23 protein-coding genes and 1 tRNA gene are annotated in these 23,175 nt (G+C 72.8%); 12 read left to right on the top strand and 12 right to left on the bottom strand.

Annotation, left to right across the window (positions count from 1 at the left end; translation table 11 throughout):
• Window positions 1-21: 21 nt before the first annotated feature.
• On the bottom strand, window positions 22-1,167 hold the full coding sequence (locus tag LBW97_RS04310; RefSeq protein ID WP_308010412.1) for a helix-turn-helix domain-containing protein: 1,146 nt from the start codon (window positions 1,165-1,167) through the stop codon (window positions 22-24).
• Window positions 1,168-1,293: 126 nt separating this feature from the next.
• Here LBW97_RS04310 and LBW97_RS04305 point away from each other — a divergent pair, with 126 nt between their 5' ends.
• Window positions 1,294-2,226, top strand: a complete 933-nt coding sequence (locus LBW97_RS04305; RefSeq protein WP_224498160.1) for a proline dehydrogenase family protein — start codon at window positions 1,294-1,296, stop codon at window positions 2,224-2,226.
• An 11-nt stretch (window positions 2,227-2,237) separates the two neighbouring features.
• A complete protein-coding gene (gene pruA, locus LBW97_RS04300; protein ID WP_224498159.1) occupies window positions 2,238-3,863 on the top strand; it encodes an L-glutamate gamma-semialdehyde dehydrogenase in 1,626 nt (541 codons plus the stop codon).
• A gap of 91 nt (window positions 3,864-3,954) precedes the next feature.
• Here pruA and LBW97_RS04295 read toward each other — a convergent pair whose 3' ends face one another.
• From LBW97_RS04295 to LBW97_RS04275, 5 genes are all read right to left on the bottom strand, one after another.
• Window positions 3,955-4,485, bottom strand: coding sequence for a DUF488 family protein (locus LBW97_RS04295; protein ID WP_224498243.1), 531 nt, complete (start codon window positions 4,483-4,485; stop codon window positions 3,955-3,957).
• Window positions 4,486-4,513: 28 nt separating this feature from the next.
• A complete protein-coding gene (locus LBW97_RS04290) occupies window positions 4,514-4,858 on the bottom strand; it encodes a hypothetical protein (RefSeq protein ID WP_224498158.1) in 345 nt (114 codons plus the stop codon).
• A 49-nt stretch (window positions 4,859-4,907) separates the two neighbouring features.
• Window positions 4,908-5,741, bottom strand: a complete 834-nt coding sequence (locus LBW97_RS04285) for an ABC transporter permease subunit (protein ID WP_224498157.1) — start codon at window positions 5,739-5,741, stop codon at window positions 4,908-4,910.
• Window positions 5,738-6,658: an ABC transporter ATP-binding protein gene (locus LBW97_RS04280; protein ID WP_224498156.1), complete on the bottom strand. Its 921-nt coding sequence runs from the start codon at window positions 6,656-6,658 to the stop codon at window positions 5,738-5,740. Before LBW97_RS04280 ends, LBW97_RS04285 begins: the two co-directional genes overlap by 4 nt.
• 112 nt (window positions 6,659-6,770) lie before the next feature.
• A complete protein-coding gene (locus tag LBW97_RS04275; RefSeq protein WP_224498155.1) occupies window positions 6,771-7,874 on the bottom strand; it encodes an NAD(P)-binding domain-containing protein in 1,104 nt (367 codons plus the stop codon).
• Between the two features lie 249 nt (window positions 7,875-8,123).
• Between LBW97_RS04275 and LBW97_RS04270 the strand changes: the two genes are divergently transcribed.
• Window positions 8,124-9,377, top strand: coding sequence for an ATP-grasp domain-containing protein (locus LBW97_RS04270; RefSeq protein ID WP_224498154.1), 1,254 nt, complete (start codon window positions 8,124-8,126; stop codon window positions 9,375-9,377).
• A gap of 73 nt (window positions 9,378-9,450) precedes the next feature.
• On the opposite strand, the gene LBW97_RS04265 is transcribed toward LBW97_RS04270, so the two are convergent.
• A tRNA-Lys gene (locus tag LBW97_RS04265) sits at window positions 9,451-9,526 on the bottom strand.
• Window positions 9,527-9,708: 182 nt separating this feature from the next.
• Between LBW97_RS04265 and LBW97_RS04260 the strand changes: the two genes are divergently transcribed.
• From LBW97_RS04260 to LBW97_RS04245, 4 genes are all read left to right on the top strand, one after another.
• Window positions 9,709-10,935, top strand: coding sequence for an Ig-like domain-containing protein (locus LBW97_RS04260; protein ID WP_224498153.1), 1,227 nt, complete (start codon window positions 9,709-9,711; stop codon window positions 10,933-10,935).
• Window positions 10,936-11,010: 75 nt separating this feature from the next.
• Window positions 11,011-11,421 carry a hypothetical protein gene (locus LBW97_RS04255; protein WP_224498152.1) on the top strand — a complete coding sequence of 137 codons (411 nt, stop codon included), beginning with the start codon at window positions 11,011-11,013 and terminating at the stop codon, window positions 11,419-11,421.
• A gap of 54 nt (window positions 11,422-11,475) precedes the next feature.
• Window positions 11,476-12,555: a sialidase family protein gene (locus LBW97_RS04250; protein WP_224498151.1), complete on the top strand. Its 1,080-nt coding sequence runs from the start codon at window positions 11,476-11,478 to the stop codon at window positions 12,553-12,555.
• Window positions 12,552-12,833 (top strand): ubiquitin-like small modifier protein 1, encoded by a 282-nt coding sequence (locus tag LBW97_RS04245; protein ID WP_224498150.1) that lies wholly within the window; start codon window positions 12,552-12,554, stop codon window positions 12,831-12,833. Before LBW97_RS04250 ends, LBW97_RS04245 begins: the two co-directional genes overlap by 4 nt.
• Window positions 12,834-12,846: 13 nt before the next feature.
• Here LBW97_RS04245 and LBW97_RS04240 read toward each other — a convergent pair whose 3' ends face one another.
• The 4 genes from LBW97_RS04240 to LBW97_RS04225 form a co-directional block, all read right to left on the bottom strand.
• A complete protein-coding gene (locus LBW97_RS04240) occupies window positions 12,847-13,089 on the bottom strand; it encodes a hypothetical protein (RefSeq protein ID WP_224498149.1) in 243 nt (80 codons plus the stop codon).
• 107 nt (window positions 13,090-13,196) lie between these two features.
• Window positions 13,197-13,508, bottom strand: coding sequence for a transcriptional regulator (locus tag LBW97_RS04235; RefSeq protein WP_224498148.1), 312 nt, complete (start codon window positions 13,506-13,508; stop codon window positions 13,197-13,199).
• Window positions 13,498-13,956, bottom strand: a complete 459-nt coding sequence (locus tag LBW97_RS04230) for a hypothetical protein (RefSeq protein WP_224498147.1) — start codon at window positions 13,954-13,956, stop codon at window positions 13,498-13,500. The genes LBW97_RS04235 and LBW97_RS04230 overlap by 11 nt, the downstream gene beginning before the upstream one ends.
• A gap of 45 nt (window positions 13,957-14,001) precedes the next feature.
• On the bottom strand, window positions 14,002-15,792 hold the full coding sequence (locus LBW97_RS04225; protein WP_224498146.1) for a long-chain fatty acid--CoA ligase: 1,791 nt from the start codon (window positions 15,790-15,792) through the stop codon (window positions 14,002-14,004).
• 134 nt (window positions 15,793-15,926) lie between these two features.
• Between LBW97_RS04225 and LBW97_RS04220 the strand changes: the two genes are divergently transcribed.
• The 4 genes from LBW97_RS04220 (at window position 15,927) to LBW97_RS04205 (ending at window position 21,182) form a co-directional block, all read left to right on the top strand.
• A complete protein-coding gene (locus LBW97_RS04220; RefSeq protein ID WP_224498145.1) occupies window positions 15,927-17,069 on the top strand; it encodes an acyl-CoA dehydrogenase family protein in 1,143 nt (380 codons plus the stop codon).
• Between the two features lie 67 nt (window positions 17,070-17,136).
• Entirely contained in the window at window positions 17,137-18,351 is a 1,215-nt protein-coding gene (locus LBW97_RS04215; protein WP_224498144.1) for an acetyl-CoA C-acetyltransferase, read from the top strand.
• A gap of 24 nt (window positions 18,352-18,375) precedes the next feature.
• A complete protein-coding gene (locus LBW97_RS04210; protein WP_224498143.1) occupies window positions 18,376-20,553 on the top strand; it encodes a 3-hydroxyacyl-CoA dehydrogenase NAD-binding domain-containing protein in 2,178 nt (725 codons plus the stop codon).
• Window positions 20,554-20,630: 77 nt separating this feature from the next.
• Window positions 20,631-21,182, top strand: a complete 552-nt coding sequence (locus tag LBW97_RS04205) for a TetR/AcrR family transcriptional regulator (protein ID WP_224498142.1) — start codon at window positions 20,631-20,633, stop codon at window positions 21,180-21,182.
• A 9-nt stretch (window positions 21,183-21,191) separates the two neighbouring features.
• Here the strand turns inward: LBW97_RS04205 and LBW97_RS04200 are convergent, their stop codons facing one another.
• Complete coding sequence (locus LBW97_RS04200; RefSeq protein ID WP_224498141.1) at window positions 21,192-22,376, bottom strand: acyl-CoA dehydrogenase family protein; 1,185 nt, start codon at window positions 22,374-22,376, stop codon at window positions 21,192-21,194.
• A gap of 159 nt (window positions 22,377-22,535) precedes the next feature.
• Here LBW97_RS04200 and LBW97_RS04195 point away from each other — a divergent pair, with 159 nt between their 5' ends.
• The gene (locus LBW97_RS04195; protein WP_224498140.1) at window positions 22,536-23,171 is read left to right on the top strand and encodes a TetR/AcrR family transcriptional regulator; all 636 of its coding nucleotides are present in this window, start codon (window positions 22,536-22,538) and stop codon (window positions 23,169-23,171) included.
• The last annotated feature ends 4 nt before the right edge of the window (window positions 23,172-23,175 follow it).

Below are 23,175 nucleotides of genomic sequence, written 5' to 3'. Positions count from 1 at the left end.
AGCGTAGGTGACCGGGTCGGGTCAGGGGCGGTCGAGCCCGGAGAGGCGGGCCGCGCGCAGGCCGGCGTGCAGCAGCAGCCGGTCGTCCCCGTCGGTGAGGTCCAGCCCGGTGAGCTCGGTGATGCGGCCGAGGCGGTAGTACAGCGTCTGCCGGTGGATGCGCAGCGCCTCGGCCGTGCGCGCGGCGCTGCCGGCGGCGTCGAGGTAGGTCTCGGCGGTCTCCGTGAGCACCGGATCGGCCAGCAGCGGCAGCACCGCCGGATCGGGGCCGGGAAGGTCGCTGATCGCGCGCCAGGCGCCGAGCTCCGCCCAGTGGGCCACCGGCGAGAAGCGCGACACGGCTCCGGCCACCCGGGCCGCCGCGCGTGCCTCCCGCCACTGCGCGGCGAGCTGGCCGGTGCCCCGGCGCACGAGGGAGACACCGGCGGAGCTCCCCGCCGGCAGGGACCGGAGCGACGCGGCCGCCAGCGCGCCCGCCGGGCGGAGGTCACCGGCGGACGCCAGCGGAACGAGGACGGCCACCGCGGCGTCGGCTCCGGCAGCGTCGGACATGGGGGTGGCCACGGCCCCGGCCCCCGGGAGCCGCCAGCCGGCCGGGAGACCGCCGGCAGGGGAGAGCGCGACGAGCACCTGCGCGACGTCGTCGGTCAGGCGGTCGGCGAGCCGGCGCTCCGCCTGCGCCCGCGCTCCGGGGCGCCCACCCAGGGCGCCGGCGAGCGCCCGCCCCAGATCGTCCGGAGTCCGGTCGGCCAGCAGCCGACCGGCGGTGGCGGCCAGGTCCATCGCGCGGACGAGAGCCGGGTCGGCGTCGTCGTCGGGGTCGATCCGGCCGCCGTCGAGCAGCCACAGGTAGCCACGCGTGCGGTCCCCGTGCCGCACGGGCAGGACCAGTCGCGTGAGGATGCCCGACGCCGGGTCCGCGGGTGTGCGCAGCGGCCGGGTCGCCGCGGTGATGCCGAAGTCCTCGAAGCGGCGGCGGGTCTCCGGGGCCGATCCGCGGGTGAGGATCGACCGCGTGCGGACGGCGTCCATCGGATCGGCGCCGCTGTCGTCGTGGGCGCAGAACGCGAGCAGCGTGAAGTCGGCGTCCTCGAGGGTGGCCGGCGCGGCCAGCACCCGCGACACCTCGTCCACCAGGTCCTGCAGGTCGTCGCGCAGCGGTGCCACACCCTCTCGTCGTCTCGTACAGCTGTATGAGACCAGACGGCCGAAGTCCCGACATCTGTCCCTGGCCCCGACGGGTGGGGGTGCCTAGCGTTCGCGGTGTCCGGATCCGTCTGCCGAGGAGCTGTCGTGGTGCTGCAGAAGGCCCTGTTGGTCGCATCCCGGCGGCCCGGTCTCCGCGTCGCCGTCACCGGCACGCCGGCCACCCGGCGGGTCGTCGACCGGTTCGTCGCCGGGGAACACCTGGACGACGCGCTGCGGGCGGTCTCCGGGCTGCGCGCCGACGGCGTCGCGGTGACGCTCGACCACCTCGGCGAGGACGTCACCGACCGCGCGACCGCGCTGCGCACCCGCGACGCCTACCTCGCGCTGCTGGAGGGGCTGGCCCCGTTGGCGCTCGGCCCGGCGGCGGAGGTCTCGGTCAAGCTCTCGGCGTTCGGTCAGGCGCTGCCCGACGGCGGGCACGACGTCGCCCTGGAGCTGGTCCGCCCGGTCGTCGAGGCGGCCACGGCGATGGGCACCACGGTCACCCTCGACATGGAGGACTCCAGCACCGTCGACTCGACGCTGGCCGCGCTCGCCGAGCTGCGTAGGAAGCACCCCGGCACCGGGGCCGTGCTCCAGGCGATGCTGCACCGCACCGAGACCGATGCGGCGGCGCTGGCGGTCCGCGGGTCGCGGGTCCGGCTGGTCAAGGGCGCCTACGACGAGCCGGCCTCGGTCGCCCACCGGGGGAAGAAGGACGTCGACGCCGCCTACCTGCGCTGCCTGGAGGTCCTCATGGCCGGCGACGGGTACCCGATGGTCGGCTCGCACGACCCGGTGATCGTCACCCGGGCGCACGAGCTCGCCGCGCAGCACTCCCGCGCCGCCGACTCGTGGGAGGTGCAGATGCTCTACGGCATCCGTCCCGACGAGCAGCGCCGGCTGGCGGCCGCGGGCACCCGCGTGCGCGCCTACGTCCCCTACGGGGCCGATTGGTACGGCTACTTCATGCGCCGGCTGGCCGAGCGCCCGGCGAACGTCGCCTTCTTCCTCCGCTCGCTGATCACGAAGTCCTGAGAGGAACCCCCATGGACGCCGTCACCCGAGTTCCCGGCCCCCGCAACGAGCCGGTGCTCACCTATGCGCCGGGCACTCCCGAGCGCGACGAGCTGCAGCGGCGGCTGGCCGAGCTGGCCGCCGACCCCGTCGAGCTGACCAGCACGATCGGCGGCCGGCAGCGGATGGCCGCCGGCGAGCGGTTCGACGTCGTGCAGCCGCACCGGCACGCCGCCGTCCTCGGCACGGCGGCGCACGCCACCTCCGGCGACGCGCAGGACGCCGTCCGCTGCGCCAAGGAGGCCGCACCCGGCTGGTCGGAGCTCTCCTTCGACGACCGGGCGGCGGTGTTCCTCCGCGCCGCCGACCTGCTCGCCGGCCCGTGGCGGCAGACGCTGAACGCGGCCACGATGCTCGGCCAGAGCAAGACCGCGCAGCAGGCGGAGATCGACAGCGCCTGCGAGTTGATCGACTTCTGGCGCTGGAACGTGCACTTCGCCCGCGAGATCCTGGCCGAGCAGCCGGAGTCCTCGCCGGGGGCCTGGAACCGCAGCGACCACCGGCCGCTCGAGGGCTTCGTCTACGCGATCACGCCGTTCAACTTCACCGCGATCGCCGGCAACCTGCCCACCGCTCCGGCGCTGATGGGCAACTCCGTCGTCTGGAAGCCCGCGCCCACCCAGCAGTTCGCCGCGCACTTCCTCATGCGGCTGCTGGAGGAGGCCGGCCTGCCGCCGGGCGTCATCAACCTGGTGACCGGCGACGGCGTGGCGGTGTCGGAGGTCGCGCTGGCCGACCGCGACCTCGCCGGCATCCACTTCACCGGGTCGACGCCGGTCTTCCAGCACCTGTGGCGCACGGTGGGGGAGAACATCGCGAACTACCGCGGCTACCCCCGCATCGTGGGCGAGACCGGCGGCAAGGACTTCGTCGTCGCCCATCCCTCGGCCGACGTCGACGTGCTGCGCACCGCGCTGGTCCGCGGCGCCTTCGAGTACCAGGGGCAGAAGTGCTCCGCGGCCTCCCGGGCCTACGTGCCGCGGTCGGTCTGGGCGCGGATGCGCGACGACCTCGTCGGCGTCACCGAGTCCCTGACGATGGGCGACGTCACCGACTTCTCCAACTTCCTGGGCGCGGTCATCGACCGGAAGTCGTTCTCGAAGCTCTCGGGCGTGCTGGACCGGGTGGACGCCGACCCGTCGCTCTCGATCGTCGCGGGCGGCACCGCCGACGATCGCGAGGGCTTCTTCGTGCGGCCCACGATCATCGAGGGCACCGACCCCGGCCACGAGGTGTTCACCACCGAGTACTTCGGCCCGGTGCTGGCGGTGCACGTCTACGAGGACGCCGAGTACGACGCGGTGCTGACCCAGATGGAGTCGGCGGCGCCCTACGCGCTCACCGGCGCGGTCATCGCGCAGGACCGCACGGCGATCGCGCACGCGCAGAAGTTCCTCCGGCACGCGGCGGGCAACTTCTACGTCAACGACAAGCCGACCGGCGCCGTCGTCGGCCAGCAGCCCTTCGGTGGCGGGCGGGCCAGCGGCACGAACGACAAGGCCGGCGCGAAGCAGAACCTCACGCGCTGGACGTCGACCCGGTCGATCAAGGAGACGTTCGCACCGCCGACGGACCACACCTACCCGCACATGCAGTGACCGGGCGGCGTTCCGCCCCTGCTGATGATCAGCTGACCTGATCGTTAGGCGTCCTGGCTCACCACCGGTGCTGAGCCAGGACGCTTGATGATCAGCTCTCCTGATCAACAGCGCGGGGCCAGGTGAGGACGCCGTCGAGGAGGACGGCAGCCTCGGAGGGGCGGTGCGGGGCGAGCCGGCCGTCGGGCATGAGGTGGACGACGTCGCACCGGTGGGCCAGCACCGCGACGTCGGCGACGATCCGCCGGTGGCACCGCCACCAGACGCTCTCGCTGCACATCACCGCCACCGTGCGACCCTCCGCCTCGCGCAGCACCTCGTGCAGCCCCTCGGCGAACTCCGGCGTCCGGGTGTACGCCGCGTAGGCGGCGAACTGCGTGACGGTCCACCAGTCGTCGACCACCGGGGTGCCCTTCGGCAGCGAGCGACGCCCGCCCAGGCGTTCCTCCCAGCGGTAGCCGATGCCGACGGCCGGCAGCCACTCGGCGAGCGCTTCCCGGCGGACGTCGGGGTTGTTCCGGCTGCCCGGGAAGCGCCGCACGTCGACGACGAGCTCCACCCCGGCGGCCGTCAGGCGAGCGCCCAGGGGGTCGCGGTGCTCGGGGCCGTGCCCCACCGTCATCAGCGCCACGGGGCCTCCCTGCTCGGTGTCAGGGCAGGCGGGCGACCGCTGCCTGCAGCGAGCGGATGAAGAGGATCTCCTCGCCCGCCTTGCGCAACCAGATGCGCAGGCCCGCAGGGTCGTCGCGCTGGGAGTTGCGGAACTCGCCGAGCTTCCCCTGCCGGGTGCTCGCCTGCGCCCGTTGGGCGGTGGGCAGCACCCGCCCCTCGGCGCGGGCGATCACGGTCAGCCCCGCACCGACGTAGACGAGGTCGCGGACCTCGGTCCACTCGGCGAGGAGCGCGTCGACGGCGTCGTCCTCGCCCTCGGACAGGTGCTCCAGCAGCTTCTCGGCGCGGCGGCGGCCCTCGGCCTCGGCTTCCGGCGTGGTCATGCCACAACTGTGCCCCGGCCGGGCCGGCCGGGGCACAGGGGGTGCTTCCTCAGGCGTCGCGACGGCGGAAGGACAGGTACCCGGCGAGCAGGACGACGGCGACCTCGGCGCAGAACACCGCGAAGCCGACCCACGGGTCGAGCAGGTTCGGGTTGAACGACACCGGGGTGGCGATCGAGGCGCCCGCGTTCCCCGGCATGAGCTTGGACGTCCACTCGCCCCAGGCGCCGGGCAGCAGCATCACCATGGTGCCGACGACGAACACCAGCGCCAGCACGATCGACAGCGCCGCGGCGGTGTGCCGCACGAGCAGGCCGACGGCCGCCGCCAGCAGCCCGAGCCCGGCCATGTACAGGCCGCTGCCGAGGATCGACCGCAGCATGCCGTCGTCGGAGAGCGCCAGGCCGATGCCTTCCCGGTCGAGGAAGAAGTTGCCGCCCAGGTAGCCGGCGAGGGCGGTGACGACGCCGGCGACGAACAGCGTGCCGACGAGCACGATCGCCTTGGCCGCCAGGACCGCTCCACGCCGCGGGGTCGCGGCCAGCGTCGCGCGGATCATCCCGGTGCCGTACTCGCTGGTGACGGCCAGTGTGCCGAGCACGATCGCGGTGATCTGGGCGAAGGTCATGCCGAAGGTGATGAACGAGCCGGGGCTCTCGTCGGCCTCGCTGCTGGCCAGCCACTCGGCGTTGGTCGCGCAGATCAGCACGGTCAGGCCGGCGCCGAGGAGGAAGAGCATCGCCGTCGCCCACATCGTCGAGCGGACGGTCCAGAACTTGATCCACTCGGCCCGCAGCGTCTCGGCGAAGCCGGGGGAGCGCACGCCCGGGATGTGCCGGTCCGGGTCGAGGTGGACGGTCGTGTCGGTCGCGGTGACGGTCATGCGGGGATCCCGGTGGGAGTGGACGCGGAGTACTCCACGCTGTCGGCGGTCAAGGTCATGAAGGCCTCCTCGAGGGAGGAGCGGACGAGCGTGAGCTCGTGCAGCAGCAGCCCGTTGCTCCCGACCAGCTCGCCGATGCCGGCGGCGTCGAGGCCCTGGACCCGGAGCTCCTGGTCCTGCACCTCGACCTCGAGTCCGGAGCGGCGCAGGAGGTCGGCGACCTCGCCCCGCTGGGGGCTGGCGACCCGCACGTAGGACGCGGCGTGCTCGGCGATGAACTGCGACATCGAGCAGTCGGCGAGGATGCGGCCACGGCCGACGACGACGAGGTGGTCGGCGGTCAACGCCATCTCGGACATGAGGTGGCTGGAGATGAAGACGGTGCGGCCCTGCGCCGCCAGTTCGCGGGCGAGGGTGCGCACCCAGCGGATGCCCTCCGGGTCCAGCCCGTTGACCGGCTCGTCGAGGACGACGACCGGCGGGTCGCCCAGCAGTGCGACGGCGATGCCCAGCCGCTGGCCCATGCCGAGGGAGAACTTGCCGACGCGCTTGTCCGCGACGGCCTCCAGCCCGACGAGGCCGAGCACCTCGTCGATCCGGGCGCGGGGGATGCCGTTGCTGGCGGCCAGCCAGCGCAGGTGGTCGCGTGCCGAGCGGCCCGGGTGCAGCGCCCGCGCCTCGAGCAGGGCGCCGACCTCGCGCAGCGGCGCGGAGTACTCCTGGTAGCGCCGTCCGTTGACGGTGACGCTGCCGGAGGTGGGGCGGTCCAGGCCGAGGATCATCCGCATCGTCGTCGACTTGCCGGCACCGTTGGGGCCGAGGAAGCCGGTGACCCGGCCGGGCTCGACGGTGAACGTGACGCCGTGGACGGCGGTCGTGGCGCCGTAGGTCTTGGTGAGGCTCCGGGCGGTGATCACGTGATCGCCCGGCGGCCGGTCGGGGGAGGAGTCATGCCGGAAGCCTGTCGGCGGGCCGGCCCGGCAACCATCGGGGAGCGCCCTGATCGGACCCTGAACAGTCCCTGACGGCTCAGTCGCCGCGGGACGGGGGAGCACCCGGGCGCAGCTCGCGCCGCAGCGCCCGTGCGGCGGCCTGACCTGCACGGTTGGCCCCGATGGTGCTGGCCGAGGGGCCGTAGCCGACCAGGTGCACCCGCGGCTCACCGACCACCTGGGTGCCGTCGAGGCGGAACCCCTCGCCCGGTCCGCGCAGGTGCAGCGGGGCCAGGTGGTTCACCGCGGCCCGGAAGCCGGTGGCCCAGAGGAGGACGTCGGCGCGCTGGAAGCTGCCGTCCGCCCAGGCGACGCCGTCCTCGGTGATCCGATCGAACATCGGCAGCCGTTCGAGGACTCCGCGCTCGAGCCCGTCGGCGATGTAGGGGGTGGAGACCAGCAGCCCGGTGAGGCCGACGACGCTGCCCGGCCGGCGACCCTCGCGGACCGCCTCCTCGACCCTCGCGACCACCTCGCGGCCCGCGTTCTCGTCGAACACGCCCTCCCGCCACACCGGGGGCCGACGGGTCACCCACGTCGTCGAGGTGACCCGGGAGATCTCGCCGAGCAGCTGGGTGGCCGACGCGCCGCCGCCGACCACCACGACGTGCTGCCCGCGGAACTCCTCGGCGGTCCGGTAGTCGACGGTGTGCAGCTGGCGGCCGCGGAACTGCTCCTGCCCCGGATAGCGGGGGACGAACGGCCGCGTCCAGGTACCGGTCGCGTTCACCACGGCCCGCGCCGTCCAGCTGCCGCGGTCGGTCTCCAGGCGGAACCGGCCGTCGTCGGTCCGGCGGACGGCGGCGACCCGGACCGGCCGGACGACGGGCAGCTCGAAACTCCGCTCGTACTCGGCGAAGTAGGCGGGCACCGACCGCACGGCCGGGGCGCGGTCGTCGTCGGGTGCGAACGGGAGGCCGGGCAGGTCGTGCACCCGGTGCGTCGTGCCGAGGGTCAGCGACGGCCAACGGTGCTGCCAGGCCCCACCCGGAGCGGGCTCGCCGTCGAGGACGACGAAGCCGGTCCCGCGGTCGAAGCCCTGCCGTGCCAGCGCCCAGGCCGTGGACAGCCCCGCCTGACCGGCGCCGATCACCGCGACGTCGACGTCGACGTCGTCGGGGAGGGCGGGCGTGCTGGTCACACCGGCAGCAACCCTCCGCAGAGCTGCGCACTTCCCCCCGTGGACGGCTCGTCCGGTCTTTCGTGGCACGGGACGAAAAGACTTCCGGATGATACCGACCGGCCGGTATGGTCCGGCGACTCAGTGAGCGAACGGGGAGGCACGCCCATGACGGGGTCGAGCGCACGGGGGTCGGGCGCAGAGGGTCGGAGCGCGCTGGATCAGAGCCTCACCAGGTCGGAACCGCTGGGGGTCCGCTGGTTCGTCGCGGTGGAGCTGCTCCGCCGCTGCTCAGCGGTGCGACCGGAGTTCGGCGCAGGCGAGCGCCTCGACGTGGCGACCGTGGCGCAACTCGAGCAGGCCCGCTCCCGGGGGCTGGGCATCGCGGTGCTCGCGCGCGACCGGGAGTTCTACGGCGACGACGCCGACTGGCTGGTCGACAGGTGGATCGAGTGCGAGACCCTCGACCCCGCGGCCGTCGTCGCTGCCCTGGGGCGGCTGCCCGGAACCGTCGCCGCCGTGACGACCGCCGTCGACGGCTTCCTGCAGTCGACCGCCCTCGCGGCACGCGCCCTCGGGCTGCGGGGCCCCACCCCCGGAACCCCCGCGCTGGTCAACGACGAGATCGTGCTCCGCGCGGCGATGGTCGAGGCCGGGGTCGCCGTCGCGCCCTGGGTGTCGGTGGGCACCGCCGAGGCCGCCCTCACCTCGGCCCTCGGCTACCCCGTCGTCGTCGCGCCCGTGGACGCCGCCCGGCGGTACGACGTCGCGATCGTCGCCGACGACGGCGAGCTGCGCGCGCTCGCCGCCCAGCACGTCCGACGCGCGACCTACGCCCGAGGACTGCGCCCCCGGCACCGGCTCCTCGTCGAGCAGTACGTCGACGGCCCCCGCTTCGCGGCCGACGGCTACGTCGTCGACGGGCGGCCGGTGGTGCTGGCGTGGTCCGAGCAGGTCATGACGCCGCCGCCGGAGTTCACCGAGCTGGCCATGACGGCGACGCGCCGGCCCCCGGCCGCCGGTGCCTCCGCGTTCGTCGCCGCCGCGGTCGCCGCGTCGGGGTACGACTGCGGCCTGTTCCACCTGGAGTTCGTGCTCGGGCCGGCGGGACCGATGCTGACCACGCTGCACGCGCGCCCGGCCGCCTCGGGTGCCCAGTTCTGCGTGGACCGCGTCAGTGGCGTGGACACCGCGGAGGTTGCGGTGGCCCTGCTGCTGGGCGAGCCGGTCCCGGCGGAGCGGCCGGCGCGGGCCGAGGAGGCGTGCACGCGCATGGTCCTCCTGTCGCACTCGGCGGGGAGAGTGCGTCAGGTGTCGGGCGTGCGCGACGGCGCCGCGATCCCGGGCTTCCTGGTGGCCGAGGTCTTCGCCGACGTGGGCGCCGAGACCGAGGCGCCCGGGACACCGACCGGCTACCTCGGGCACGTGATCGCCGCCGGCTCGACGCCCGAGCAGTCGCGGCGCCGGGCGGCCTACGTCCTCGACGGCATCCACGTCGACGTCGAGGTGCTGCAGCCCGTCTGATGCGCAGGGCTTGGAGGCGCACGTGAACGACGAAGCGGCCCCTCCCCGGAGGGAGGAGCCGCTTCGTCGATCCTGGTGCGCCATCAGGGACTCGAACCCCGAACCCGCTGATTAAGAGTCAGCTGCTCTGCCAATTGAGCTAATGGCGCGGTGCACCGGCTGGCCGGGCAACGAGAGAGAACGATACCAGTGCGGTGCGGTGGACATGGCAGGTGTCCGGGGAGTGCTTCGCCACACGTGGCAGCCGACGGAGTGTCAGATCTTTGTGGACACTGATGAGGACGAGCTCGTCCCGGGTGGGACGAGGCGGGGGAATGAGGAGTCGGTGCAGGTGCGACGGACAGCCGCGATGATCGCCGCGGGGACGCTGGTCTTCCTGGCCGGGTGCAGCGGGGACGACGCCGGGAAGTCCGCTGAGCCCGCCGCCGAGGCCGAGCCGGCGACCATCGAGCTCGCGGTCGCCGACGGGTCGGTCGACGTCTCCCCGGTCGTCCCGCTGGAGATCTCGGTGGACGGCGGTGAGCTCGGCGAGGTCACGGTGACCGACGCGGGCGGCGCCCCCGTCGCGGGTGCGGTGGCCCCGGCGGCCGACGAGGAGCCGGCCGCCGGTGAGGAGGCTGCGGAGGAACCGGCCGAGGACGCACCCGCCGGTCAGGTCTGGGTGCCGGAGACGCCGCTGGCCTACGGCACCAGCTACACGCTGACGGCCACCGCCACGAACGACGACGACGAGGAGGCGACGGCGACGTCGACCTTCACCACCGTCACCCCGGAGAACGTCACCACCCCCTCGGTCGGCCCGCTCGACGGGCAGACCGTCGGCGTCGGCATGCCGATCCGCGTCTACTTCGAGGACCCGGTCGCCGACAAGGCCGCTGTCGAGAGCCACCTCGAGGTCACCAGCACCACGCCCACCGACGGCGTGTGGAGCTGGCTCGACGACTCCGAGGTGCACTTCCGCCCGTCGGAGTACTGGCCGGCCAACATCGAGGTCACCCTCGACGCCAACCTGTACGGCGTGAACTTCGGCGAGGGCATGTGGGGCGAGAAGGACCGCACGGTCTCCTTCTCCATCGGTGAGCGCCACGTGTCGATCGCCGACGCCGCGACGCACACCATGGAGGTCTTCGACGGCGACCAGCTGGTGCAGACCTACCCGATGAGCGCGGGAGGCCCGGACTTCCCGAGCCGCAACGGCCCGCACGTCGTCACCGAGCTCAACCGCAACCGGGTGATGGACTCCAGCACCTACGGCACCCCGGTCGACAGCCCGAACGGCTACCGCACGCCGGTCGAGTACGCGGTCCGGCTGTCCAACAACGGCGAGTTCGTGCACGCCGCGCCGTGGTCGGTGGGCCAGCAGGGCCGGGAGAACGTGTCGCACGGCTGCATCAACCTCTCGACCGAGCGCGCCGCGTGGTTCTACAACTTCTCGCAGCCCGGCGACGTCGTGGAGATCAGGAACTCGGAAGGGCCCGCCCTCTCCGCGGCCGACGGGGACATCTACGACTGGGCGATCCCGTGGGACGAGTGGCAGGCCGGCAGCGCCCTGAAGTGATCATCGGCAGGCCGGCGGCGTTTCCTCGGCTGTGACGCCGGGCACCCACGACCCGACTTCAGAGGAGGGGTTGCCGTGGAGACCTGGCAGATCGTGCTCATCGTCGCCGTCGTGCTGGTACTGCTCGCGCTGCTGGCGCTGGCGCTGATGAAGCGGGGCCGCGTCGCGAAGGCGCGCCGCGAGGCGCAGCACCGCGAGCAGGCGCGCGACAACCTGCAGGAGGCCCAGATCCGGGCCGCCCGCGCGGACAAGGAGCAGGCGCTCGCCGAAGAGCAGGCCGCGGCGGCCCGGCGCGAGATGGCCGAGGTCCAGGAGCGTGCCGCGCTGACCGAGCAGGAGGCCCGGGAGCGGGCAGCCCGGGCGGACGAGGACCGGAGTGCGGCCGAGAAGCTGCGCAGCGAGGCCCAGCGCCTCGCACCGGGCCTCACCCCGGACGGACAGCACCCGCAGCACGGCACCACCGACGGGGGCGCGACTCGCCGCTGAGTTCCGCCGGCCCGCCCGGTCTACCTTCCGAGAACCGTCGACTCGGAGGGTGTCATGACCGATCTGCTGGCCATCGGAACGCGCAAGGGGCTGTGGCTGGCCCGCAGCGAGGACGGGCGCCGCACCTGGACGCTGGACGGCCCGCACCTCCTCGCCCAGGAGGTCGCGGCCGTCTGCGTGGACACCCGGCGGGCGAACCCGCGGGTCCTCGCCGGGATCCAGTACGGCCACTGGGGACCGACCGTCATGTGGTCCGACGACCTCGGGGCGAGCTGGCACGAGACCGACTCCGGCGCGATCCGGTTCCCCGAGGACACCGGTGCGGCGCTGGAACGCGTCTGGCAGCTGCGCCCGGACTCCGCCGACCGGCCCGACGTCGTCTGGGCGGGCTGCGAGCCGCACTCGCTGTGGCGCAGCACCGACGGCGGGTGCAGCTTCTCCCTCGTCCGCGGCCACTGGGACCACCCGCACCGGCCGACCTGGGAGCCCGGCGGCGGTGGGGGAGCGGTGCACACGATCCTGCCCGACCCGGCGTCGGACCGGGTGACGATCGCGATGAGCACCGGCGGCGTCTACGTCAGCGAGGACGGCGGCGAGCGGTGGGAGCCGCGCAACCGCGGGATCACCGCGCCCTTCCTGCCCGAGCCGCCGGAGTACGGCCAGTGCGTGCACAAGGTCGCCGTCGACGCGGCCGGACCGGACACCCTGGTCGCCCAGAACCACTTCGGCGTCTTCCGCACCGAGGACGCCGGCCGGAACTGGACCTCGATCGCCGACGGGCTCCCCGCCGACTTCGGCTTCCCGATCGCCGCGTCGCCGTCGGCACCCGGCACCGCGTGGGTCGTGCCGTTGGTCGCCGACATGCAGCGGGTGCCGCCGGCCGGGCGACTGCGCGTGCACCGCACCCGGGATGCCGGCGCCAGCTGGTCCGAGTCCGCGACAGGACTGCCCGACGCCTCGTGGACGGCCGTGATGCGCGATGCCTTCTGCGTGGACGAGGCCGATCCGACGGGCGTCTACGTGGGCACCCGCGACGGCTGCGTCTACGCCAGCGCCGACGAGGGCGAGTCGTTCGCGGTGGTGGCCGAGCACCTGCCCGACGTCCTGTGCGTCCGCGCGGTGCAGCTGCCGTGACCGTCCAGGTGGTGCTGCCGGGCGTGCTCGCCGACCTGGCCGGCGGGTGCAAGCACCTCGACGTCGACCCGTCGGGGGGCACCCTCGCCGACGTGCTGGACGAGCTGGCGATCCGCCATCCGATGCTCGGCAGGCGGCTGCGGGACGAGACCGGCCGGGTGCGGCGGTTCGTGAACGTCTACGTCGACGGCGACGACGTCCGCTACCTCGCCGGGCTCTCCACGACCGTGCGCGACGGGGCGCAGGTGCAGGTGCTGCCGTCCGTGGCCGGAGGCTGAGCGCGGAGGTGGGTCAGAGCGAGGCGAGCTGGTTGCAGTCCGGGCAGAGCTGCTGCTGCTCGTAGCCCTCCGGCGGCCAGGGGAGCTGCTCGTCGACGGAGACGTACGCGCCGCACAGCGCCTTGCGGCTCTGCCCGCCGACCCGGCCGATGGTGGCGTGCGCCGGGCCGATCTGGCGGGGCTGGAGGCCCTCTGCGCCGAAGGAGCCGACCATCACGACCGCGTGTGCCGTGCCGTACGCGTAAACGGTGGTCATGGACCCAGGGTCCGAGGCGGCACGCCGCGAGGCCAGCACCGCCGGGTGCGTGTTCGGCGCATCCGCCCCACCCGTCCCGCGCGTCCCCTCGCCGTGCGCGGATCGTGTTATCCGGGGTTCTCCACCTCGGAGTCGACGATCTCCCGCAGTGCCCGGACGTGTCCGGCGTAGGCACGCGCCCCCTCGCGGGTGAGCGAGAGCCACAGGCGGCTCCGGCCGTCCCGGACGGCGCGTTCCTGCTGCACGTAGCCGGCCTCGACCAGGTGAGCGAGCTGCTTGCTGAGCGCGGACTTCGACAGGCCGAGCCGGTCCTGGAGGACGCCGAACTCGATGCTCTGCGCGGCGCTGAGCATCGCGCAGATCCGCAGGCGCTGCGGCGCATGGATGACCTCGTCGAAGGCGACCGTCTCAGCGGCCATCGCCGTAGATCTTCACGTAGCGGTACCCGGTGACCAGGACGACCGAGGCGGCGACGGCGGCGCCGACCAGGAACACCCACCGGGCGCCGGTCGTCTCGTCGAGCGCCAGGCACAGCAGGTAGGTGCCCGAGGTCCCCAGCAGGAACGGGACCATGTCCGCGAGCCGCGGGGTGACCCAGGAGACGCCGTCGCGGTTGAGCCAGTACCGGTGCCCGAGTCCGCCCGCGCCGGCGGCGATGGCCACGATCCCCACCAACTGGGTCATCCGGCCGGCGTCGGAATCCGGGAGCAGCTGCACCAGGTGGAGGCCGGCGATCGCGGCGGCCATGACGACGAAGAACCAGTAGGGGATGGGCGGGTAGCGCACTGCGTCCTGGTCCTCGGCGAGCTGTCGCAGCGACTCGCGCGCCTCGTCCGGTGTGGGGGAGGGCCCAGCAGGGGTTTCCATGCAGGAAACAGTAGCGCACTGTTTCCTGCATGGAAACCCTCGGCGTCAGGAGGAGTAGATCTTCTCCACCTCGGGAGCGAACTCCTTCATGACCACCGACCGCTTGAGCTTCAGCGACGGCGTCAGCTGCCCGCCCTCGACCGTCCACTCGACGGGCAGGATGGCGAACGAGCGGATCGACTCCGCGCGCGACACCTGCGCGTTGGCCTTGTCGACGGCGGCCTGGATCTCTGCCACGAGCTCCGGGTCGTCCACCAGGTCGGTCACCGCCGTCCCGGTCGGGCGGCCCTTCGACTCCAGCCAGCCCGGCAGCGCCTCGGCGTCCAGGGTGATCAGGCAGCCGATGTAGGGCCGGTTGTCGCCGACGACGATGCACTGGCTCACCAGCGGATGCGCCCGGATCTTGTCCTCCAGGGTGGCGGGGGAGACGTTCTTCCCGCCCGAGGTCACGATGATCTCCTTGATCCGGCCGGTGATCGTCACGTAGCCCTCGTCGTCGAGGACCCCGATGTCGCCGGTGGCGAACCAGCCGTCGCGCATCGTCTCGGCCGTCGCGGTCGGGTTGTTCCAGTAGCCGCGGAACACCTGCGGGCCGCGCACGAGGATCTCGCCGAGGTCGTCGATGCGCACCGCCGAGCCGGGGGCGGCACGCCCGACGGTGCCGACCTTCAGCGCCTCCGGACCGCTGACGGTGGCCGGGCCGGCGGTCTCGGTGAGGCCGTAGCCCTCGAGGATGGTGACGCCGATGCCGCGGAAGAAGTGGCCCAGGCGCTCGCCCAGCGGGGCGCCGCCGGACAGCGCGTACTGCACCTTGCCGCCCATGGCCGCCCGGAGCTTGCCGTAGACCAGCGCGTCGAAGAGCTTGTGCTGCAGGTTCAGCCCGAGCCCCGCGCCACCGGTGTCCTGCGCCTTCGACCAGGCGACGGCCACGCCCTCGGCGCGGTCGAAGATCGCACCCTTGCCGCCGGCGACCGCCTTCTGCCGCGCGCCGTTGTAGACCTTCTCGAAGACGCGCGGAACGGCGACCAGGAACGTCGGCTGGAATGTGCCCAGATCGGCCAGCAGCGAGACCAGATCGCCGGTGTGCCCCAGTCGGGCGCCGTTCTGGATGCAGCCGACCTCGATGATCCGGGCGAAGACGTGGGCCAGTGGGAGGAAGAGCAGCGAGCTCCCGCCCTCGGCGGCCATGGCGGGGATGACCGACGGCGCGAGCTCGGCGACGTAGAGCAGGTTGCCGTGCGTGAGCTCGCAGCCCTTGGGTCGGCCCGTCGTCCCCGACGTGTAGATGATCGTCGCCAGGCTCTCGGTGCTCAGCGTCGCGCGTCGCTCGTCGAGCACGGAGTCGCCCACCTCGCCGGCGCGCGCGGCGACGGCGTCCAGGTCACCGGACTCGATCTGCCACACCTCGCGCAGGCCTGGCAGGTCGGCGCGCACCGACTCCACCAGCGACTGGTGCACCGCGGTCTCGACGACGACGGCGACCGCGCCGGAGTCCGAGAGGATCCACTGCGCCTGCTCGGGCGACGACGTCTCGTAGATCGGCACGCCCACACCGCCGGCAGCCCAGATCGCGTAGTCGGCCAGGGTCCACTCGTAGCGGGTCTTGCTGAGGATGCCGACGCGGTCGCCGGGTCCCACGCCCGCTGCCACCATCCCGCGGGCCAGTGCGGTCACCTGTTGCGCGAACTCGCGGCTGGTGACCGGCGCCCAGGTGCTCCCGGTGTTGCGGCTCAGGGCGACCCGGTCGGGGTGCTCGGCGGCGTTCCGGGTGACCGCGTCGGACAGCGCGGCGTCGTCCGGGATCTGGAAGGTGGCGGGGCTGGAGTACTCCTGCATCAGGTGGGCTCCTCGGGGCTGAAGGCACGCCACGACGGTGTGACGTAGATCGCGAAGATACAGAACACATGGTCTGTATGTTCGGGTTTCTGGCGCGGTGATCGCCGGAGCTCTGCGACCCCCTGGAGGTACCTGTGCAGTCCGCGCTCTACGAGGCCGACCACGAGGCGTTCCGCGCCATGGTGCGCGACTTCCTGGCCAAGGAGGCAGTTCCGCACCAGGCCGCCTGGGAGGAGGCCGGCGTCGTCGACCGCTCGGTCTGGATCAAGGCCGGCGAGCAGGGGCTGCTCGGCATGGAGGTGCCTGAGGAGTTCGGCGGTGGCGGGGTCAAGGACTTCCGCTACAACGCAGTCCTGGCCGCGGAGATCACCCGGGCCGGTGCCAGCGGCCTCGGCTTCACCCTGCACAACGACGTCATCGCGCCGTACCTCCTCGACCTCACCACCGACGAGCAGAAGGCGCGCTGGCTGCCGAGGTTCGTGAGCGGCGAGCTGATCACCGCCATCGCCATGACCGAGCCCGGTGCCGGTTCGGACCTGCAGGGCCTGCAGACCTCGGCCCGCCGGGACGGCGACGACTGGGTGCTCAACGGCTCGAAGACCTTCATCACCAACGGCATCAACGCCGATCTCGTCATCGTGGTCGCCAAGACCGATCCCGAGGCCGGTGCCCGCGGCTTCTCACTGCTGGTCGTCGAGCGGGGCATGCCCGGCTTCGAGCGCGGCCGCAACCTGGAGAAGGTCGGCCTCAAGGCGCAGGACACCGCCGAGCTGTTCTTCGACGACGTCCGGGTGCCCGCGGAGAACCTGCTCGGCACCGAGGGGCACGGCTTCTTCCACCTGATGAACAACCTGCCGCAGGAGCGGTTGTCGATCGCCGCTGTCGCCGTCGCCGCGGCCCGCTTCATCCTCGACACCACCGTCGACTACTGCAAGGAGCGGACGGCGTTCGGCAAGCCGATCGGGAAGTTCCAGAACACCCGCTTCGAGCTCGCCGAGATGCACACCGAGGTGTCGATCGCCGAGACCTACCTCGAGAAGGCGATCCTCGAGCACAACGCCGGCCGCTTCACCGCCGAGGACGCCGCCATGGCGAAGTGGTGGACGACGGAGCTGCAGAAGCGCGTCGTCGACCGGTGCCTGCAGCTGCACGGGGGCTACGGCTACATGCTCGAGTACCCGGTGGCCAAGGCCTACCTCGACTCCCGCATCCAGACCATCTACGGCGGGACGACCGAGATCATGAAGGAGATCGTCGGCCGCTCGCTCGGCGTCTGACCCCCGCTTCCCGCAGGGCCGAAACGGCCATGGTGAGCCCCCATCCCCATCGTTCGAGAGGACCCGTATGACCGCCGAGGCGTTCATCTACGACGCCGTGCGCACCCCGCGCGGCAAGGGCAAGAAGACCGGGTCGCTGCACTCGGTCAAGCCGATCAGCCTGACCACCGGCCTCATCGACGCCGTCCGCGACCGCAACCCGGGCCTGGACACGAACCTGGTCGACGACATCGTCCTGGGCGTCGTCTCACCGGTCGGCGAGCAGGGCTCGGTCATCGCCCGCACGGCTGCGCTCGCCGCCGGCCTGCCGGAGACCGTCGCCGGCGTGCAGATCAACCGGTTCTGCGCCAGCGGCCTGGAGGCCGTGAACATGGCCGCGCAGAAGGTCCGCTCCGGCTTCGAGGATCTGGTGTTCGCCGGCGGCGTCGAGTCGATGTCGCGCGTGCCGATGGGTTCCGACGGCGGCGCGTGGGCGATGGACCCCGAGACCGCGGCCCGCACCGGCTTCGTGCCGCAGGGCATCGGCGCCGACCTGATCGCCACCCTGGCCGGCTGGACCCGTGAGGACGTCGACGCCTATGCCGCCGAGTCGCACGCCCGTGCGGCCAAGGCCTGGTCCAACGGCTACTTCGACCGCTCGGTCGTCCCGGTGACGGACACGAACGGCACCGTCGTCCTCGACGCCGACGAGCTGGTCCGCCCGGGCACGACCGTGGAGTCGCTCGCCGGCCTGCCCTCGGCGTTCGCCGGCATCGGCGACATGGGCGGCTTCGACGCGGTGGCGCTGAACAAGTACCACTCGGTCGAGCGGATCGAGCACGTGCACACCGCCGGCAACTCCAGCGGCATCGTCGACGGCGCCGCGCTCACCGTCATCGGCACCGAGGAGGCCGGCACCCGCCACGGGCTGACCCCGCGGGCCCGCATCCTGAGCACCGCCGTCTCCGGCGCCGACCCGGTGATCATGCTGACCGGTCCGGCGCCGGCCACCTTCAAGGCGCTGGCCAAGGCCGGCCTGACCGTCGACGACATCGACCTGGTCGAGATGAACGAGGCGTTCGCCGCCGTCGTCCTGCGGTTCATGGCCGACACCGGCTTCGACCACGAGCAGGTCAACGTCAACGGTGGCGCGATCTCGATGGGGCACCCGCTGGGTGCCACCGGCGCGATGATCCTGGGCTCGCTCGTCGACGAGCTCGAGCGCCGCGACCTGCGGTACGGCCTGGCCACCCTGTGCGTCGGCGGCGGCATGGGCATCGCCACCGTCGTCGAACGCGTCTGAGCGCGAAGTCTGAGGAGACCCCGAATGTCTGAGAGCACCATCCGCTGGGAGCAGGACTCCGACGGCGTCGTCGTCCTCACCCTCGACGACCCCTCGTCGTCGGCGAACACGATGAACGACGCGTACGTCGCCTCGATGGGCGAGACCATCGACCGGCTCGTCGCCGAGAAGGAGTCGGTGCGCGGCGTCGTCGTCACCAGCGCGAAGAAGACCTTCTTCGCCGGCGGCAACCTCGGCAGCCTGATCCAGGCCACCCCCGAGTCGAAGGACGCCGTCCTCGCGCAGGTCACGCTGGTGAAGAGCCAGCTCCGCCGCCTGGAGACCCTCGGCGTCCCGGTCGCCGCGGCGATCAACGGAGCCGCTCTCGGCGGTGGCCTGGAGATCGCGCTCTCCTGCCACCACCGCGTCGTCCTCGACGACCCGAAGGTCAAGCTGGGCCTGCCCGAGGTCACCCTCGGCCTGCTGCCCGGTGGCGGCGGGATCGTCCGCACGGTGCGGCTGCTCGGCCTGACGACTGCGCTGCTCGAGCTGCTCCTGCAGGGCTCCCAGCTGCGGCCGGAGAAGGCGCTGAAGCTCGGGCTGGTGCACGAGCTGGCGGCCGACCGGGACGAGCTCGTGGCCAAGGCCCGCGCCTGGGTCCTCGCCAACCCCGACGCCGCTCAGCCGTGGGACACCAAGGGCTACAAGGTGCCCGGTGGCACCCCGTCGTCGCCGTCGCTGGCCTCGACCCTGCCGGCCTTCCCGGCCAACCTGACCAAGCAGCTCAAGGGCGCGCCCTACCCGGCGCCCTACGCGATCCTCTCCGCCGCGGTGGAGAGCCTGCAGGTCGACGTGGACACCGCGTTCACCGTCGAGGGCCGCTACTTCGTCGACCTGGTCACCGGCCAGATCTCGACGAACATGATCCAGGCGCTGTGGTTCGACCTCAACGCCATCAACGGCGGCGCCTCGCGTCCATCGGGCCCGGAGAAGTACTCGGCCACCACGGTCGGCGTGCTCGGTGCCGGGATGATGGGCGCGGGCATCGCGCACTCGTTCGCCAAGGTCGGCGTCGAGGTCGTGCTCAAGGACGTCAGCACCGAGGCGGCGCAGAAGGGCAAGGCGCACGTCGAGGGACTCGTGGGCAAGCAGGTCTCCCGCGGGCGCATGACGCAGGAGAAGGCCGACGCCTTCCTCGCGCGGATCACCCCGACCGGCGACGCCGCCGACCTCGCCGGCTGCGACGTCATCGTGGAGGCGGTGTTCGAGGACCAGGCGCTCAAGCACCGGGTGCTCAGCGAGGCCGAGGCCAACGCGCTGCCAGACGCGCTGCTGGCGTCCAACACCTCGACGCTGCCGATCACCGGCCTCGCCGAGGGCGTGCAGCGGCCGGCCGACGTCGTCGGCATGCACTTCTTCTCTCCGGTGGACAAGATGCCGCTCGTCGAGCTGATCGTGGGGGAGCGGACCTCCGACGAGGCCCTGGCCCGCGCCTACGACGTCGTCCGGCAGATCGGCAAGACGCCGATCGTCGTCTCCGACAGCCGCGGCTTCTTCACCAGCCGGGTGTTCGGCACGATGGTGCTCGAGGGCGCCTCGCTGCTCGCCGAGGGCCTCGCGCCGATGAGCATCGAGCGCGCGGCGCTGCAGGCCGGCTTCCCGGCCGGGCCGCTCACCCTGCTCGACGAGGTGTCGCTGACCCTGCCGCTGAAGATCAACGAGGAGGCGGCCAAGGCCGGCGCCACCCAGGAGCACCCGGGCATCGCCGTGCTGCGGGCGCTGGTCGAGCAGGGCCGCACCGGCAAGTCCGCCGGTCAGGGCTTCTTCGACTGGCGGCCGGAGAAGCGGGTGTGGAGCGGGCTGACCGAGCTGTTCCCGGCTCGTGACTCCGACGATGGCACCGCCGTGCCGTTCGCCGACGCGCAGGAGCGGCTGTTGTTCATCATGGCGATCGAGACGGCGCGCTGCGTCGAGGAGAAGGTCCTCACCTCGGTGGAGGACGCCAACATCGGCTCGATCATGGGCATCGGCTTCCCCCCGCTCTACGGCGGCGTGCTCCAGTACGTCGACCAGTACGCGGGCGGCGTGGCCGGGTTCGTGGCGCGCGCCGACGAGCTGGCCGACGCCTACGGCGAGCGGTTCCGTCCGCCTGCGATCCTGCTCGAGCGGGCCGTCCCGGCCGGCAGCCTCCGGGCCTCGCTGGCCGGTCAGGCGTCGAGCTGACCGAGATCATCGCCCCGACCCGCCCGCCGCTCCGCCGCACCCAGGCGGAGCGGCGGGCGGTCACCCGGGACGCGCTGGTGCGGGCGACCGTCGACGCGCTCGTCGAGCTCGGGTACGCCCGCACCACCACGCAGGAGGTGCAGCGCCGGGCCGGGGTGTCCCGCGGTGCGCTGACCCACCACTTCACCTCGAAGGCCGAGCTCCTGCTGGCCGCCGTCGACCACCTCTACGAGGAGTTCAGCGCGAGCGTCCGGCAGGCGGCCGCCGAGCTCCCCGCCGACTCCGCGCTGCGCATCCGGCTCGGCGTGGAGGTGATCTGGGAGCGATTCCACGGTCCGCTGTTCGTCGCCGCGATGGAGCTCTGGGGCGCCGCGCGGACCGACCCCGAGCTGCGCGCAGCGCTGCTGCCGCACGAGCGCCGGCTCAACGGGCAGCTGCGGGCGCTGTCGATGGAGGTGTTCGGCGAGCGGGTGGCCGGGCACCCGCGGGCCGAGGCGGTCTACCAGGTGCTGCTCACCTCGATGCGCGGGCAGGCGCTCACCTACTCGCTGCAGCCGGACGCACCCCGCACCGGCCCGCACCTGGAGCACTGGGCGACGATCGTCGAGGCCTTCACCGCCGCTCCCTGACCTCGGAGGTCAGGCGAGCAGGCGCTTGCTGATGACCTCGTTCATGATCTCGTTCGTCCCGCCGCCGATGCCCAGGATCCGGGCGTCCCGGTAGTGCCGCTCGACCTCGGACTCCCGCATGTAGCCCATGCCGCCGTGGATCTGCACCGCCTCGTTCACGACGAAGTCACTGGCGTTGACGGCGGTGTTCTTGGCCATCGAGACCTCGGTGACGACGTCGTCGCCGGCCAGGTGCCGCAGCAGGACCGTGCGCGTGTAGGTGCGGGCGACGTCGACCTGGCGGGCCATCTCGGCCAGCTTGTGCCGGATCACCTGGCGCGCGGTCAGCGGCCGGCCGAACGTCTCCCGCTGACGGGCCCACTGCACGGTCAGGTCCAGGCAGCGGGCGGCGGTGGCGTAGGCCTGCACGGCCAGGCTCAGCCGTTCGGACTGGAACTGCCGCATGATCTGGAGGAAGCCGCTGTTCTCCGGGCCGACCAGGTTCTCCACCGGCACGCGGACGTCGAGGAAGGAGAGCTCGGCGGTGTCCGAGCAGCGCCAGCCCATCTTGTCCAGCCGCCGTGACACGGTGAACCCCGGCGTGCCCTTGTCGACCACGAGCAGCGAGACGCCGCCGTAGCCCTCGCCGCCGGTGCGCACCGCGGTGGTCACGAAGTCGGCCCGGACGCCGCTGGTGATGAAGGTCTTCGCGCCGTTGACGACGTAGCAGTCGCCGTCGCGCTCGGCTCGGGTCCGCAGCTGGGCGACGTCGGAGCCGGCATCGGGCTCGCTGACCCCGAGCGAGCCGATCAGCTCGCCGGCCAGGGTCGGGCGGACGTAACGCTCGGCCAGGTCGGCCGATCCGCTCGCCACGATGTGCGGCAGCGCGATCCCGTGGGTGAAGAGCGCGGCCACCACGCCGGTGGAGCCCCCGCCCAGGAGGATCTCCTCGGTGACGATGGTGGAGTCGACGGCGTCCCCGCCCCCGCCGCCGACCTCCTCCGGAAACCCGACGCCGAGCAGCCCGACGGCGGCAGCCCGCCGGTGCAGCTCGCGGGGCAGCTCGCCGGCCGCCTCCCACTCCGGCAGGTGCGGGGCGATCTCCCGGCGCACGAAGTCGCGGGCCAGCTGCCGCAGGGCGAGTCGTTCCGGCGTCGTCCACGGGTCGGTGCCCGGTCCGGTCGCCGTCGCTGTCGTCCCGGTGTCCGGCTCCACTGGCGGCTCTCCGATCGTCGGCCCCGAACCCCCTGTCGAGCAGGGCCGGAGCGCGGATGTGTGCGCTGCGCTCCGCAGTCTTCGGGTACCTGACGGAGTCGTCAACTAGCGGCGATGTGGCAGTCTGCCGAGGTCCCGAACCGCCGCGAGAGGAGCCCGATGGCAGCCCCCGGGCAGGAGCAGCTGCCGTCCACCGACCGGGGACGGCGGACCCGCGCCGCACTGCTGGCGGCGGGCCGGGAGCTCTTCGAGGAGCGCGGGTTCGCCGACGTGCGGATCGACCACGTCTCCGAGCGCGCCGGGGTCTCGCACGGCACCTTCTACACCTGGTTCGACTCCAAGGAAGCGCTGCTGCGGCAGATCGTCGCCGACGTCGTCGAGGACATCTTCGCCTCCACCGTCGTCGGCTCCCGGCTGCCGCCCGAGGCCGCCTACGAGCGCATCGAGGCCGCCAACCGGCTCTACCTGGTCGCCGTCACGCGGCACGCGCGGATCCTGCGCGTCCTGAACTCCCTCGCCGACACCCGCGAGGAGTTCCAGCGGCTGCGGGTCGACGTCCGCGAGTCGTTCGTGCGCCGTGGCATGGAGGGACTGGTGCGCCTGCAGGAGCTGGGGCTGGCCGACCGGGACCTGCCGCCGCGTGCCGTCGCCAGCGCACTGGGCGCGATGGTGGAGTCCTTCGCGCACCTCTGGCAGGACCCGGTCGAGGAGCTCGACGAGGACGCCGCCGTCGACGTCCTCACCCGGCTGTGGGCCGGCGCGATCGGGCTGCCCCGCTCCTCCTGGCCCGTCTGAGTCC

The organism is Blastococcus sp. LR1, from assembly GCF_020166105.1.
Taxonomy (GTDB): Bacteria; Actinomycetota; Actinomycetes; order Mycobacteriales; family Geodermatophilaceae; genus Blastococcus.
The sequence above is the reverse complement of the archived record's forward strand: the minus strand, read 5'-3'. Positions and strand labels throughout refer to the sequence as shown.

What these genes read in the sequence shown, in the direction of transcription:
- pruA (WP_224498159.1), top strand. Translation starts at nt 2,238, where the DNA reads ATGGACGCCGTCACCCGAGTTCCCGGCCCCCGCAACGAGCCGGTGCTC.
- LBW97_RS04295 (WP_224498243.1), bottom strand. Translation starts at nt 4,485, where the DNA reads ATGACGGTGGGGCACGGCCCCGAGCACCGCGACCCCCTGGGCGCTCGC.
- LBW97_RS04290 (WP_224498158.1), bottom strand. Translation starts at nt 4,858, where the DNA reads ATGACCACGCCGGAAGCCGAGGCCGAGGGCCGCCGCCGCGCCGAGAAG.
- LBW97_RS04285 (WP_224498157.1), bottom strand. Translation starts at nt 5,741, where the DNA reads ATGACCGTCACCGCGACCGACACGACCGTCCACCTCGACCCGGACCGG.
- LBW97_RS04250 (WP_224498151.1), top strand. Translation starts at nt 11,476, where the DNA reads ATGACCGATCTGCTGGCCATCGGAACGCGCAAGGGGCTGTGGCTGGCC.
- LBW97_RS04240 (WP_224498149.1), bottom strand. Translation starts at nt 13,089, where the DNA reads ATGACCACCGTTTACGCGTACGGCACGGCACACGCGGTCGTGATGGTC.
- LBW97_RS04235 (WP_224498148.1), bottom strand. Translation starts at nt 13,508, where the DNA reads ATGGCCGCTGAGACGGTCGCCTTCGACGAGGTCATCCATGCGCCGCAG.
- LBW97_RS04230 (WP_224498147.1), bottom strand. Translation starts at nt 13,956, where the DNA reads ATGGAAACCCCTGCTGGGCCCTCCCCCACACCGGACGAGGCGCGCGAG.
- LBW97_RS04225 (WP_224498146.1), bottom strand. Translation starts at nt 15,792, where the DNA reads ATGCAGGAGTACTCCAGCCCCGCCACCTTCCAGATCCCGGACGACGCC.
- LBW97_RS04215 (WP_224498144.1), top strand. Translation starts at nt 17,137, where the DNA reads ATGACCGCCGAGGCGTTCATCTACGACGCCGTGCGCACCCCGCGCGGC.
- LBW97_RS04210 (WP_224498143.1), top strand. Translation starts at nt 18,376, where the DNA reads ATGTCTGAGAGCACCATCCGCTGGGAGCAGGACTCCGACGGCGTCGTC.
- LBW97_RS04195 (WP_224498140.1), top strand. Translation starts at nt 22,536, where the DNA reads ATGGCAGCCCCCGGGCAGGAGCAGCTGCCGTCCACCGACCGGGGACGG.